11 protein-coding genes and 1 riboswitch are annotated in these 13,756 nt (G+C 62.5%); all 11 genes read right to left on the bottom strand.

What is annotated here, in order from left to right; all coding sequences use genetic code 11:
- Positions 1–3 precede the first annotated feature (3 nt).
- Positions 4–1,455, bottom strand: coding sequence for a cobyric acid synthase (locus ACW9H9_RS10435; RefSeq protein ID WP_457343013.1), 1,452 nt, complete (start codon positions 1,453–1,455; stop codon positions 4–6).
- A complete protein-coding gene (gene cobD, locus ACW9H9_RS10440; protein ID WP_457343012.1) occupies positions 1,452–2,441 on the bottom strand; it encodes a threonine-phosphate decarboxylase CobD in 990 nt (329 codons plus the stop codon). The genes ACW9H9_RS10435 and cobD overlap by 4 nt, the downstream gene beginning before the upstream one ends.
- The gene (gene cbiB / locus ACW9H9_RS10445) at positions 2,434–3,342 is read right to left on the bottom strand and encodes an adenosylcobinamide-phosphate synthase CbiB (protein ID WP_457343011.1); all 909 of its coding nucleotides are present in this window, start codon (positions 3,340–3,342) and stop codon (positions 2,434–2,436) included. The genes cobD and cbiB overlap by 8 nt, the downstream gene beginning before the upstream one ends.
- A complete protein-coding gene (gene bluB / locus ACW9H9_RS10450; protein WP_457343010.1) occupies positions 3,339–3,989 on the bottom strand; it encodes a 5,6-dimethylbenzimidazole synthase in 651 nt (216 codons plus the stop codon). Before bluB ends, cbiB begins: the two co-directional genes overlap by 4 nt.
- Positions 3,986–5,329: a cobyrinate a,c-diamide synthase gene (locus ACW9H9_RS10455; RefSeq protein ID WP_457343009.1), complete on the bottom strand. Its 1,344-nt coding sequence runs from the start codon at positions 5,327–5,329 to the stop codon at positions 3,986–3,988. The genes bluB and ACW9H9_RS10455 overlap by 4 nt, the downstream gene beginning before the upstream one ends.
- The gene (gene cobO, locus ACW9H9_RS10460) at positions 5,326–5,937 is read right to left on the bottom strand and encodes a cob(I)yrinic acid a,c-diamide adenosyltransferase (RefSeq protein ID WP_457343008.1); all 612 of its coding nucleotides are present in this window, start codon (positions 5,935–5,937) and stop codon (positions 5,326–5,328) included. The genes ACW9H9_RS10455 and cobO overlap by 4 nt, the downstream gene beginning before the upstream one ends.
- 78 nt (positions 5,938–6,015) lie before the next feature.
- A riboswitch (cobalamin riboswitch) is annotated at positions 6,016–6,262 on the bottom strand.
- Between the two features lie 48 nt (positions 6,263–6,310).
- Positions 6,311–6,832, bottom strand: a complete 522-nt coding sequence (locus tag ACW9H9_RS10465) for a DUF6586 family protein (protein WP_457343007.1) — start codon at positions 6,830–6,832, stop codon at positions 6,311–6,313.
- A gap of 127 nt (positions 6,833–6,959) precedes the next feature.
- A complete protein-coding gene (gene topA / locus ACW9H9_RS10470) occupies positions 6,960–9,581 on the bottom strand; it encodes a type I DNA topoisomerase (protein WP_457343006.1) in 2,622 nt (873 codons plus the stop codon).
- Between the two features lie 117 nt (positions 9,582–9,698).
- Positions 9,699–9,932, bottom strand: a complete 234-nt coding sequence (locus ACW9H9_RS10475; RefSeq protein WP_457343005.1) for a DUF1653 domain-containing protein — start codon at positions 9,930–9,932, stop codon at positions 9,699–9,701.
- Positions 9,933–10,029: 97 nt separating this feature from the next.
- On the bottom strand, positions 10,030–11,205 hold the full coding sequence (fadA, locus tag ACW9H9_RS10480) for an acetyl-CoA C-acyltransferase FadA (RefSeq protein ID WP_457343004.1): 1,176 nt from the start codon (positions 11,203–11,205) through the stop codon (positions 10,030–10,032).
- 29 nt (positions 11,206–11,234) lie between these two features.
- Positions 11,235–13,382 (bottom strand): fatty acid oxidation complex subunit alpha FadB, encoded by a 2,148-nt coding sequence (gene fadB, locus ACW9H9_RS10485; protein WP_457343003.1) that lies wholly within the window; start codon positions 13,380–13,382, stop codon positions 11,235–11,237.
- Positions 13,383–13,756: the final 374 nt, after the last annotated feature.

The raw sequence follows: 13,756 nt of genomic DNA on the forward strand, positions 1-13,756 counted from the left end.
CGCTCACACTCCACACAAGGTCCGTAACAACGCGGTGTCCAGGTGCTGCTCCACCAGGTCGGCCAGGCGCTCGATGTCCCGCTCGCGCAGGGCGTGGTAATCCACCGTTTGCACGTCCTTCAAGCCCGCCCAGCGCAAGAGCGCGCCGCACGCGGACGGGGTTTCAAACAGGCCGTGCAGGTACGTGCCGAGGACCTGCCCGTCGACGCTGCACGCGCCGTCCAGGCGCCCGTCGTCCAGCACCACCAACGGCTGCGCCAGGGCTTCACCCCGGGTCACACCGGCGTGAATTTCATACCCGCTCACGGCAGCGTCCTCCAGGGACAAGCGCCCCTGCACGTTGCGCAGCTGCTTCTCGGCTTCAAGCGTCGTGCTGAACCGCAACAAGCCCAGCCCGTCACTGGAACCGGCTGGCCCTTCGAGGCCCAGCGGGTCATGCACCTGCTCGCCCAGCATCTGCAACCCGCCACAAATCCCCAGCACCTTGCCGCCGTAGCGCAAGTGCCGGGCAATGGCGGTGTCCCAGCCATTGGCGCGCAGGTAAGCGAGGTCGGCACGCACGCTTTTCGAGCCGGGCAGGATGATTAAGTCGGCGCCCGGAATGGCCTGCCCCGGGCCGACGAACTGCAAGTCCACCTGGGGGTGCAGGCGCAGCGGGTCAAAATCGGTGTGATTGCTGATGCGCGGCAGCACCGGCACCACCACCTTGAGCACCTGGGAGGCCTTGTCGGTCTGGCGGCGGTCGATGCCGTCTTCGGCTTCCAGGTGCAGGTCCATCACGTAGGGCAGCACGCCCACCACCGGCTTGCCGGTGCGCGCTTGCAGCCAGTCGAGCCCCGGTTGCAGCAGCGCGATGTCGCCGCGAAAGCGGTTGATGATGAAGCCTTTGACCCGCGCCTGCTCCGAGGGCGACAGCAATTCCAGGGTGCCCACCAGGTGCGCGAACACCCCGCCGCGATTGATATCGGCGATCAGCAGCACCGGGCAATCCACGGCTTCGGCAAAGCCCATGTTGGCGATGTCATTGGCCCGCAGGTTGATCTCCGCCGGTGAGCCCGCGCCTTCGACCATGACCACCGGGTACGCCGCGCTCAATCGCGCATGCGAGGCCAGCACCGCCTGCAGGGCGATAGCCTTGTAGTCGTGATACGCCACCGCGTTCATGGTGGTCACCGCCCGGCCATGGATGATCACCTGTGAGCCCGTGTCGCTATTGGGCTTGAGCAGCACCGGGTTCATGTCGGTGTGCGGCGCCAGGTTGGCCGCCTGGGCCTGCACGGCCTGGGCGCGGCCGATCTCGCCGCCTTCGGCCGTCACTGCGCTGTTGAGGGCCATGTTCTGGGGTTTGAACGGCGCCACCGTGATGCCCTGGCGCACCAGCCAGCGGCACAGCGCCGTGACCAGCGTGCTTTTACCGGCATCGGACGTGGTGCCTTGCACCATCAGGGTACTCATGGGGTTTCCTTGTAGGCGATCAAGGCCTGTTCCAGGCGCTGCCAGTCGGCTTCGGTGTGCGGCAAGCCGAAGCGCAGGCTGCTGTCGTGCGCGAACAAGCGCAGCAGGATGCCGCGCCGCGCCATGAATTCGTGCAGCCGCTCGGCGTGGCCCGTGATCAACCATTGAAACAACGCACAGCTGCCCTGGGGCCGCAAACCGTGATGCTCCAGCAGATCAGACAGGCGCTGGCTGGCGGCCTCGCAGCGCAAGCGCTGCTGTGCATGGCCTACGGTATCGCGCAGGCAAACCTGGCCCAACACCCGCGTGGGGCCGCTGACCGCCCAGGGCCCGACCTGTTCGGCGAGCAGCTTGAGCAACTTGCGCTCCGCCAACACAAAGCCCAGGCGCACACCGGCCAGGCCGAAAAACTTGCCGAATGATCGCAACACAATCAGCCCCACCTGATGGGCCTGGCCCGCCAGGCTCAACTGCGGGGTGATGTCCATAAACGCTTCGTCCACCACCAGCCAGCCGCCGCGCCGGGCCAACCGGGCGTGCCAGTCGAGCAGGCGTTGCGGGGCCAGGCTCAGGCCCGTGGGGTTGTTGGGGTTGACCACCACCAGCACGTCGAGGCTGTCGATGAAAAAGTCGACCTCCTGCTCCATGACCTCGCGCACGATGTAACCGGCGCGGCGCCAGGCTTCGGCATGCTCGGCATAGCACGGCGACAGCACGCCCACCTTGCCCGCACGGCGCAAGCGCGGCAGCAACTGGATCGCCGCCTGAGAACCCGCCACCGGCAGCACGTGGGTGGCGCCGTAGTACTCGCACGCGGCCTGCTCCAACCCGTCATCGGTTTCAGGCAGCCGCGCCCACGCCCGCAACGGGATCTCGGGGATGGGCCAGGGCCACGGCGCCAGGCCGCTGGACAGGTCCACCCAGTCGGCTTCGGCAATCGCGTATTGCAGTGCGGCTTTGCGCAAGCGGCCACCGTGTTCAAGCATAAAATTCGGTCCCCACGCAGAGGATCAGCAACCACAGCCACACGCCGCGCTGCACCAGTTGCCAGCCGCGCTCGATAGCGTCGGCATCAGCCGGCGGGCCTTCGCCCAAGGGCGGGCGTTGGTGCAACTCACCGTGATAAATCGCCGCCCCGCCCAGTTCCACGCCCAGCGCCCCGGCACCGGCCGCCATCACCGGGCCTGCGTTGGGGCTGTCCCAGGTCGGCCCCTGCGTGCGCCAGCATTTGAGGGCCAGGCGGGTTTTGCCCAACAGGGCGTAGGTCAACGCCACCAATCGTGCGGGAATGTAGTTGAGTACATCGTCGATTTTTGCCGCTGCCCAGCCAAAGCGCTCGAAGCGCTCGTTACGATAGCCCCACATGGCGTCCAGCGTGTTGCTCAGGCGATAGAGCACCACACCGGGAACGCCTGCGATGACAAACCAGAACAACGCGGCGAACACCGCGTCGCTGCCGTTTTCCAGCACCGACTCGGTGGCCGCACGGGCCACTTCGGTGCTGTCCAGCTCGCTGGTCTGGCGACTGACCAGGTAGCTGACGCGCTGGCGGGCTGCGTCCAGGTCATCGCTGCGCAGCGCTTGCGCCACGGGGACCACATGTTCGCCCAGGCTGCGCATGCCCAGGGCGCAGTACAGCGCCAGTATTTCCAGGACCCAGCCGATATACGGCGCCCAGGACAACACGGTGGCCAACAGGGTGAGCGGCACCACGGCGATAAACCACGCGGTCACACCATGGCTGCGCCAACCCCGGCCACCCGGGTTGAAACGTTGTTCGACGCGCCCGGCAAAATTGCCGAACGCCACCAGCGGATGCCAGCGCCTGGGCTCGCCCAACAGCGCATCCAGCGCTACGGCGGCGACACTCAGCAAGGCCACACTCATTGACTCACTCCCCAAGCATTTTCATACAGCATGTCACTCAGTGGCCGAGGCTCGGCCCAGCCTTCGAGCTGCAACATCGGTGCCGAATAAAACTCGGTCACCGGGCCCAGGCACAACACGGCCAACGGCTTGGCACCGGGCGGCAAGCCCAGCAGGTCGGCCAGGGCCTGGGGTTCGAACAGCGACACCCACCCCATGCCGAGCCCTTCGGCACGGGCCGCCAGCCATAAATTCTGGATCGCGCAGGACAACGATGCCAGGTCCATTTCGGGCAAGGTGCGGCGGCCGAAGATATGCCGCTCGCGGCCGTCCATCAACGCGGCCACCAGCACCTCGGCGCAGTCGTGGATGCCTTCGACCTTGAGTTTCATGAAGTCGTCCGAGCGCTCGCCCAGCGCCTGGGCGGTGCGCACGCGCTCCTCTTCCACCAAGTGCTGGATGTGCCCGCGCAGGGTGCGATTGCTGATGCGGATAAAGCGCCAGGGTTGCATCAGGCCCACGCTCGGCGCCTGGTGGGCGGCGTGCAGCAGGCGTTGCAATAACGCTGGCGCGACGGTGCCACCGCTGAAATGGCGCATATCACGGCGTTCGGCGATGGCGCGGTAGACGGCGGCGCGGTCCGCTTCGGGAAAGGCGTTGTCGGTCATGGGCTCATCGCGGGCAAGCCCGTACCCACCGGGTGTGGCGCAGCGTCGGGCACAAACAAGGCTGCCACCGCCGCCGGGTTGGACGGGAAATAAAAGTGAACATAAGAGGCCGTCATTCGGCCCTGGCGATACACCGCCTCGGCGCCGCGCCCGCCGTTGGGGCTCAGGCCCCGGGCGATGGGCTGCCACTCGGTGCTGGTCAGGGAGTGATGGTAGGTGTGGCCGCGCAAGGTGCCTTCGGGCAGCTCGACACTTTGCAGCGCCAAGGCTGCCAGGCGTGTTTGCATGACCGCATCGCCTTGGAGCAAACCGAGCAACGCGGCGCGGTTGCCGTCCACGTCGGTGAGCGAGTCGAGCAGGTAAAGCATGCCGCCGCATTCGGCCAATAGCGGTTTTCCGGCCGCATGATGAGCACGGATCGCACCGAGCATCGCGGTGTTTTCCGACAAGGCCTGGTGGTGCAATTCCGGGTAGCCGCCGGGCAGGTACAGGCTGTCGGCGTCGGGCAACGCCCGGTCATGGATCGGCGAGAAAAAGAGCAACTGCGCGCCCATCGCCCGCAACAGATCAAGACTCGCGCCGTAGGTAAACGCAAAGGCTTCATCGCGAGCCACGGCGATGCGCACGCCAGTCAGCAACGGCGCGGCTTCGATCGGTTCGGGTGCGGCAAACGCCACCGGCGGTGGCAGCGCCACTTCGCAGCTGCTGCCCAAGGCTTGCGCGGCGGCGTCCAAGCGCAGGTCCAGGTCGTTGAGTTCGCTGGCCTGCACCAGGCCGAGGTGACGGCTCGGCAGTTCGATCCCGGTTTCCCGCGAGAGCGCGCCGTACCAGCGCAGGCCCTCGGTGAGGCTGCCTTCGAGTAATTGCGCGTGCCGCACCGTGCCCACACGGTTGGCCAGCACCCCGGCAAACGGCAGGTCTGGCTGGTAACGCGCCAGCCCCAGGGCCAGCGCGCCAAAGGTCTGCGCCATGGCCGTGCCATCGATCACCGCCAGTACCGGCACACCAAAATGCCGCGCCAGGTCAGCGCTCGACGGGGTGCCGTCAAACAGCCCCATCACGCCTTCGATCAGGATCAAGTCGGCCTCCCCCGCCGCTTCCCACAGCAAGCGGCGACTTTCCTGCTCGCCGACCATCCACATGTCCAGTTGATATACCGGCGCCCCGCTGGCGCGCTCGTGAATCATGGGGTCGAGAAAGTCCGGCCCGCACTTGAACACGCGCACCTTGCGCCCAAGGTTGCGGTGCAGGCGCGCCAATGCGGCGGTGACCGTGGTTTTGCCCTGGCCGGACGCCGGTGCGGCGATCAGGACGGCCGGGCAATGACGCGGCTGATTCAAAGTTCGATGCCCTTTTGTGCCTTGATACCGGCCTGGAAGGCGTGCTTGAGCAGGCCCATTTCGGTCACGGTGTCGGCCAGTTCGATCAGTTCGGGCTTGGCGCCACGACCCGTGACCACCACGTGTTGCATCGGCGGACGGGCCTGCAAGTCGCCCAGTACCTGGTCGAGGTCGAGGTAGCCGTGTTTAAGGGCGATGTTGAGTTCGTCCAGCACCACCAGGCCGATGGACGGGTCTTGCAGCATCTGCCGCGATACCGCCCAGGCGGCTTCGGCGGCGGCGATGTCACGCTGGCGGTCCTGGGTTTCCCAGGTGAAGCCCTCGCCCATCACGTGAAAACGCACCTGTTCAGGGAAGCGGCGGAAAAACAACTCCTCGCCGGTGCTGTTACGCCCCTTGATGAACTGCACCACACCGCATTGCATCCCGTGGCCCATGGACCGCGCCAGCATGCCAAACGCCGAACTGCTCTTGCCTTTGCCGTTGCCGGTGAGCACCAGCAGCAGGCCGCATTCGTTCGGGGAATTGGCAATACGTTCGTCGATCACCGCTTTTTTGCGCAGCATGCGCGCCAAATGGCGTTCGTCACGGTCGGGGGATTCGGTCATGGCAGCTCTCCGTTGGGGCTGGATGTAAACGGCGGGCAGGAAAAAGGCACACAGACAGCCAAGCATCGCCCACCGTGATGCTGTTGAATGGTCCAGGCCGGTCTCCGGGCTCATGAGCAGCGCCTCTTCTGCAAGAACGCCCGCGGTGCGCCTTCCCATATCGCCAGGCGATACAGTGGCTAAAAGCACCGTATTGACTCATTTACCGTTGCGGGGGCAGCGCCGGAATCGTAGCGGCACTGTCAAAAGTGCACGCACTCACCGGCTTCCCTGTTTCACCCTGTCGACACCTGTGCCACAGAGCACCTGAAACAAGCGGCGAAGGTTAGTGGCTTGGGGGTGGAGCGTCAAATTAAAGCGGGCCCAGGGTGTGTCAGCACTCGTTCAGGCCGTCACGAAAACGGATCGCCAGGGCCTTTAGCGACTGGCGCCAGCTTTCCAGTTCTTCGCGACTCAGCGGCGCGGGCGCTTCGTCCTCAAGGTTCACCGCCACGATCAGCGGCTGGGTCACGTCGCCCTTGGGTTTGTGGGGAATACGCGGCGGCTGGAACATCGCCAAGTGCGCAGCCAGCAGGCGCGCCACCCAGCTGTCGGGGTTTTGCGTCATTTCCACCAGTTCCGCCAGCTCCGGAATGGCCATCGACTCCAGCACCTTGGGCGCCAGGATGGTTTCGGCGCGGATCGCCCCGGCTTCGGGCAACCGGTAGAACCCGGCGATTTCATGGCACAACCCCAGCAAGGCGCCATACAGGTGGAACAGTGCGGCCTCACGCCCGGCCTGTACCAATGCAATCGCGTTCATCTCTTTGCCCGCTTCGGTGCGAGCCAGGGCCTCCAGGGACAACCCGGCAAAGTAGATTTTCTGGTTGGTGCGGGTATAGAGCTCGTTGGCCATGACGGCAGTCTCCACAACGAAATAAGGCGTGATGCTGGCTCAACAGTGTCATGGATCGGCCAAGGCCACTGCAAGCGCAAAAAAAGGCCGCCTTCGCAGGCGGCCTCGGTATCGAGCGGTTAGCGCATCAAGCGCCCTGGCGCTTGTCCTCGACCTTCCACTTGCCACCGTCGTAGAAGGCTTTCCAGCCGGTAGGCTTGCCTTCCACTTCGGTCTGCACGTATTGCTCCTTGGTCTTGCGGCTGTAGCGGATCACTGACGGGCGACCGTCCGGGTCCTTTTTCGGCGCTTCGCACAGGAAGTGGTACTTGGGATCGATCTCGTCCTTGTGCGGGGCGATTTCGATGACCAGCGGTGCGCGGGTTTCGCGGTTTTTCGGGAACTGGCTGGCCGCCAGGAACAGGCCCGAAGCGCCGTCACGCAGGATGTAGGTGTCGTCGACCTTCTCGCACTTGAGCTCCGGCATTTTCACCGGGTCCATCTTCGGCGGCGCCGCGTCACCGCTTTTAAGCAGCTTGCGGGTGTTTTTGCAGGTCGGGTTGGTGCAGCCGAAGAACTTGCCGAAACGGCCGGTCTTGAGCTGCATCTCGCTGCCGCACTTGTCGCATTCCAGGCTCGGACCTTCGTAGCCCTTGATGCGGTAGGTGCCTTCTTCGATCTCGTAGCCGTTGCAATCTGGGTTGTTACCGCAGATGTGCAACTTGTGTTTTTCGTCCAGCAGGTAGGCGTCCATCGCCGTGCTGCAAATAGGGCAACGGTGCTTGCCACGCAGTACCAGCGACTCGGACTCACCTTCGTCGTCGGCGGCGATTTCATCACCCGGCACCAGGTTGACCGTGGCCTTGCAGCGCTCTTTGGGCGGCAGGCTGTAGCCCGAGCAGCCCAGGAACACGCCGGTGGAGGCGGTGCGGATCTGCATCGGCCGACCGCAGGTCAGGCACGGGATGTCGGTCATCACCGGCTGGTTGGCGCGCATGCCGCTGTCGGGGCTTTCGGCCACTTCGAGTTTTTTCTTGAAGTCGCCGTAGAACTCGTCGAGTACGTTTTTCCAGTCGCGCTCGCCCTGGGCCACGTCATCGAGGTTTTCTTCCATGCCAGCGGTGAAACCGTAGTCCATCAGGTTGGAGAAACTCTCGGCCAGGCGTTCGGTGACGATGTCACCCATCTTTTCCGAATAGAAACGACGGTTGTGCAAGGCGACGTAGCCACGGTCCTGGATGGTGGAAATGATGGCCGCGTAAGTCGACGGGCGACCGATACCGCGTTTTTCCATTTCCTTGACCAGGCTGGCTTCCGAGTAGCGCGCCGGTGGCTTGGTGAAGTGCTGGGACGGGTCGAGCTTGACCAGTTTCAGCGCATCGCCCTGGGCCATGTCGGGCAGCACGTCGTCATCGCCCGGCTTGGCGATTTGCGGCAATACGCGGGTGTAACCGTCAAACTTGAGGATGCGGCCCTTGGCGCGCAGCTCGAAGTCACCGGCGCCTACGCTCACGGTGGTGGACAGGTACTGCGCTGGTAGCATCTGGCAGGCCAGGAACTGGCGCCAGATCAGCTCGTAGAGGCGCTCTGCGTCACGCTCCATGCCGGAAAGCTTGGCTGGCGTGGTGTTGGCGTCGGACGGACGAATGGCTTCGTGCGCCTCTTGTGCACCTTCCTTGCTGCTGTAGACATTGGGCTTTTCCGGCAGGTACTTGTTGCCGAATTCGCTTTCGATGTAAGTGCGTGCCATCGCTACCGCGTCCACCGACAGGTTGGTGGAGTCGGTACGCATATAGGTGATGTAGCCCGCTTCGTACAAGCGCTGGGCCATCATCATGGTTTTCTTCACACCAAAGCCCAGGCGGTTGCTCGCGGCCTGTTGCAGGGTGGAGGTGATGAACGGCGCCGACGGCTTGCTGCTGGTGGGTTTGTCTTCACGCTTGATGACGCTGTAGCTGGAAGCCTTGAGCTTTTCCAGCGCGGCCATGGCCTGGGCTTCGTTGAGCGGCTTGAACGCCTCGCCTTTTTCGCGGGCCACGTCAAAACGCACGTTAGCGCCCTTGGTGGTGCCCAGGTCGGCGTGGACTTCCCAGTATTCTTCGGGGTTGAACGCCCGGATCTCGCGCTCGCGCTCGACCACCAGCTTCACCGCCACCGACTGCACACGGCCAGCGGACAGGCCACGGGCGATCTTCGCCCACAACAGCGGCGACACCATGTAGCCCACGACGCGGTCGAGGAAGCGGCGGGCCTGCTGGGCGTTGACGCGGTCGATGTCCAGCTCGCCCGGTTTGGAGAAGGCGTCCTGGATGGCTTTTTTGGTGATTTCGTTGAACACCACACGCTTGTAGCGGCTGTCGTCACCACCAATGGCTTCGCGCAGGTGCCAGGCAATGGCTTCCCCTTCGCGGTCCAAGTCCGTTGCGAGGTAGATGGTGTCGGCATCTTTGGCGAGCCTGCGCAGCTCTTCGATGACTTTTTCCTTGCCCGGGAGGATCTCGTACTTGGCTTTCCAGCCGTGGTCCGGATCGACTCCCATGCGCGAAACCAGCTGCTTGCGCGCCTTTTCTTTAGGCGAAAGCGCCGGACCTTCGCCCGCGGCCGCCTTGCCGCGCTTGGCAGCAGGCTCCTTGGTGGCACTGGCCGAACCGCTGGTGGGCAGGTCGCGGATATGGCCGATACTCGACTTCACCACGTACTCGTTGCCCAAGTACTTGTTGATGGTCTTGGCCTTAGCCGGGGATTCCACAATGACCAGCGATTTGCCCATGGATCGGAAAATTCCTGAATTCGAGAGGTGAAAGGCGGTTGGCGCCTGACGCGGCAACGCTATATATAGTGGCGACAGGGTGAGGTCAAGCACAGCATTGTGCGCAACCTGCCCGTATTACGCCGAAAAAAGGCTCGGTTCGACCTGGATCAAAGCAAAGCGCGGGACCTGCCTGCCGTCAACTTCGACTGTCTCGCAGAACATGCTCAAGGGGCGCACCCAAAAGCCGTAATCGCCATACAGCGCTTGATAAAACACCAGTTCTTCTTCGGTTTCCGAATGCCGTGCAACATTAAAAACACGGTACTGCGGACCTTTGTAATGCTGGTAGAGCCCTGGCTCGACTTTCATGCTCTGACCTCCCACAAACTTTGTTAAAAAAAAACTACAGAAATTCCAAAAAAACAAAAACCGGGGCACTGGGCCCCGGCTTCCGTCAACCCAACGCTTAAACGCGTTCGAAGACGGTGGAGATGCCTTGGCCAAGGCCAATGCACATGGTAGCAACCCCAAGGTTGCCGCCATTTTGTTTCATCACGTTAAGCAACGTGCCGGAGATACGTGCACCGGAGCACCCGAACGGGTGACCCAGGGCAATCGCGCCGCCGTGCAGGTTAACCTTCTCGTTCATCTTGTCGAGCACTTTCAAATCTTTCAGCACGGGCAGGGCCTGTGCGGCGAAAGCTTCGTTGAGTTCCAAGAAGTCGATGTCGTTGATGGTCAGGCCTGCGCGCTTCAATGCTTTTTGTGTGGCCGGTACTGGACCATAGCCCATGATCGCCGGGTCCACACCTGCCACGGCCATGGAACGGATCACCGCCAATGGCTGGATGCCCAGGTCGTGGGCCCGCTGGGCCGACATCACGATCATGCACGAGGCGCCATCGGTGATCTGCGAAGACGTACCGGCTGTCACGGTGCCACCCTTTGGATTGAACGCAGGCTTGAGCGCCGCGAGGCTTTCCAGGGTGGTGTCGGCACGGATGGTTTCGTCGTAGTCGAACAGTTTCAGGAAACCGTTCTCGTCGTAACCGTTCATCGGGATGATTTCATCCTTGAACTTGCCTTCCACGGTTGCTTTGTGGGCCAACTGGTGGGAACGCAGGCCAAAGGCGTCCTGGGCTTCACGAGTGATGCCGTGCATCTTGCCGAGCATTTCTGCGGTCAGGCCCATCATGCCCGAGGCTTTCGCCGCGTACAGGGACATGTGCGGGTTAGGGTCCACGCCGTGCATCATGCTCACGTGGCCCATGTGCTCCACGCCGCCGACGACGAAGACGTCACCGTTGCCGGTCATGATCGCCTGGGCTGCGGTGTGCAGCGCGCTCATGGAGGAGCCACACAGGCGGCTGACGGTCTGGCCGGCCGAGGTGTGCGGGATCTGCGTCATCAGGGACGCCATGCGCGCGATGTTCCAACCCTGCTCCAGGGTCTGGTTGACGCAGCCCCAGATCACGTCTTCGACTTCGGCCGGGTCAACCTTGCTGTTGCGCTCCAGCAACTTGCTGATCAAGTGCGCCGACATGTCTTCGGCGCGGGTGTTGCGGTGCATGCCGCCCTTGGAGCGGCCCATCGGAGTACGACCGAAGTCGACAATCACGACGTCTCTTGGGTTCAAGCTCATAAATATTCTCGCTCTAGTCGTCTGGGCACTTAACCGAAGAAGCTCTGGCCATTCTTGGCCATTTCACGCAGCTTCGCAGTCGGGTGGTACAGCGGGCCCAGATCAGCGTATTGATCAGCCAGGGCAACGAACTGGGCCACACCGATGGAGTCGATGTAACGCAGCGCACCGCCACGGAATGGAGGGAAACCAATGCCGTACACCAAGCCCATGTCGGCCTCGGCGGCGGTTTCGACGATGCCGTCTTCCAGGCAGCGCACGGTTTCCAGGCACAGGGCGATCATCATCCAGTTGACGATGTCTTCGTCCGACACCTCACGCTGCTCGTAGATGACAGGCGCGAGGACTTCGTGAACCGAAGGGTCGGCCACTTTCTTCTGCTTGCCCTTCTTGTCGGCCTCGTAGGCGTAGAAACCCTTGCCGTTCTTCTGGCCCAGGCGCTTGGCCTCGTACAGCGCGTCGATGGCCGAGCGGCGATCGTCTTTCATGCGGTCCGGGAAGCCTTCAGCCATCACGTCGCGACCGTGGTGGCCGGTGTCGATGCCGACCACGTCCATCAGGTACGCCGGGCCCATGGGCCAGCCGAATTTTTCCATGACTTTGTCGATGCGCACGAAGTCCACACCGGCGCTGACCAGCTTGGCGAAACCGCCGAAGTACGGGAACAGCACGCGGTTGACCAAAAAGCCCGGGCAGTCGTTGACCACGATCGGGTTCTTGCCCATTTTCTTGGCATAGGCAACGGTGGTGGCCACCGCTTCTTCGCTGGAGTGCTCACCGCGGATCACTTCCACCAGCGGCATCATGTGCACCGGGTTGAAGAAGTGCATGCCGACGAAGTTTTCCGGGTGCTTGAGGGCCTTGGCCAACAGGCTGATGGAAATGGTCGAGGTGTTGGAGGCCAGGATAGTGCCTTCTTTTACCTGAGCTTCGACTTCAGCCAGTACCGCTTGCTTGACCTTCGGGTTCTCGACAACGGCCTCGACCACCAGGTCGACGTGACCGAAATCGCCGTAGGACAGCGTAGGACGAATGCCGTTGAGCACTTCAGCCATTTTCGCAGCGGTCATGCGACCTTTATCAACCCGGCCCACCAGCAATTTGGCGGCTTCCGCCAGGCCCTGCTCGATACCGTGTTCGTTGATGTCCTTCATCAGGATCGGCGTGCCTTTGGACGCCGACTGATAGGCGATACCGCCGCCCATGATACCGGCGCCGAGTACGGCAGCCTGTTTCACGTCCTTGGCGATTTCGTCATAGGCCTTGGCCTTTTTCTTCAGTTCCTGATCGTTCAGGAACAGGCCGATCAGGCTCTGCGCGGCAGACGTCTTGGCCAGCTTGACAAAACCTGTGGCTTCGACTTCCAGGGCCTTGTCGCGACCGAAGTTCGCGGCCTTCTGGATGGTCTTGATCGCTTCAACCGGCGCCGGGTAGTTCGGGCCGGCCTGGCCTGCTACGAAACCTTTGGCGGTTTCAAACGACATCATTTGTTCGATGGCGTTGAGCTTGAGTTTTTCAAGCTTGGGCTGGCGCTTGGCCTTGTAGTCGAAAGCGCCGCTGATGGCACCTTTGATCAGGTTCAGGGCGGCGTCGGCCAGTTTGTCTGGCGCAACCACGGCGTCGACGGCGCCGACTTTCAGCGCGTCTTCAGCGCCGTTTTCCTTGCCGGCGGCAATCCATTCGATGGCATTGTCGGCGCCGATCAGGCGCGGCAGGCGCACGGTGCCGCCAAAGCCTGGGTAGATGCCCAGCTTGACTTCCGGCAGGCCGATCTTGGCCGTGGCCGACATCACACGGAAGTCGGCCGCCAGGCACATTTCCAGACCGCCACCCAGCGCGATGCCATTGATCGCGGCAACGGTGGGCACGTTGAGGTCTTCGAAATCGCTGAAAATCTTGTTGGCTTCGAGGTTGCCCGCCACAAGCTCGGCATCGGGCAGCTTGAAGTTGTCGACGAATTCGGTGATGTCGGCGCCGACGATGAACACGTCCTTGCCGCTGGAGACGATCACGCCCTTGACCGAGGCATCGGCTTTGATGGTGTCGACGGCCTGACGCAGTTCGTTCAGGGTTAGACGGTTGAACTTGTTGACGGACTCACCCTTGAGGTCGAATTTCAGTTCGACGATGCCACTTTCAAGAGCCTTAACCGTGATGGCTTTACCTTCGTAAATCATCAACTGATCTCCACGATATGGAAGCTGAACAGTACACGCTGGACGCTGGCCACAGCTTCAACACAGACGTCTCCGTCGATGCTAACGCCAATCTGCCAGGCACACCCGCCAACGCGATAGTCGGGTTCTGTATGAATGAGGTGACAGACAAACGCTCAATTCATACGCCCGTTTGATTTGGGTACGCCACCTTCGGCCAAATCCAGGCGATTGTCAATCGCCCGAGCGGCCTGCAAAAACGCGACTTTTCAGTCAGTTCGGCACCAGAACCCTAGGCCTTCGTTCGACCGATGCTCAAACATTCAGGCAATTAATCAGTAAATATTTGTAGGAAAGGTCTGTACAGAACGGGATAAACCGCTAGTCTAGCGGCA

It is taken from the genome of Pseudomonas sp. SDO5215_S409, from assembly GCF_054071325.1.

Excerpts from the sequence above, each read along its gene's own strand:
- cbiB (WP_457343011.1), bottom strand. The coding sequence starts at position 3,342 with ATGAGTGTGGCCTTGCTGAGTGTCGCCGCCGTAGCGCTGGATGCGCTG.
- topA (WP_457343006.1), bottom strand. The coding sequence starts at position 9,581 with ATGGGCAAATCGCTGGTCATTGTGGAATCCCCGGCTAAGGCCAAGACC.
- fadA (WP_457343004.1), bottom strand. The coding sequence starts at position 11,205 with ATGAGCTTGAACCCAAGAGACGTCGTGATTGTCGACTTCGGTCGTACT.
- cobD (WP_457343012.1), bottom strand. The coding sequence starts at position 2,441 with ATGCTTGAACACGGTGGCCGCTTGCGCAAAGCCGCACTGCAATACGCG.
- ACW9H9_RS10475 (WP_457343005.1), bottom strand. The coding sequence starts at position 9,932 with ATGAAAGTCGAGCCAGGGCTCTACCAGCATTACAAAGGTCCGCAGTAC.
- ACW9H9_RS10435 (WP_457343013.1), bottom strand. The coding sequence starts at position 1,455 with ATGAGTACCCTGATGGTGCAAGGCACCACGTCCGATGCCGGTAAAAGC.
- fadB (WP_457343003.1), bottom strand. The coding sequence starts at position 13,382 with ATGATTTACGAAGGTAAAGCCATCACGGTTAAGGCTCTTGAAAGTGGC.
- bluB (WP_457343010.1), bottom strand. The coding sequence starts at position 3,989 with ATGACCGACAACGCCTTTCCCGAAGCGGACCGCGCCGCCGTCTACCGC.
- cobO (WP_457343008.1), bottom strand. The coding sequence starts at position 5,937 with ATGACCGAATCCCCCGACCGTGACGAACGCCATTTGGCGCGCATGCTG.
- ACW9H9_RS10465 (WP_457343007.1), bottom strand. The coding sequence starts at position 6,832 with ATGGCCAACGAGCTCTATACCCGCACCAACCAGAAAATCTACTTTGCC.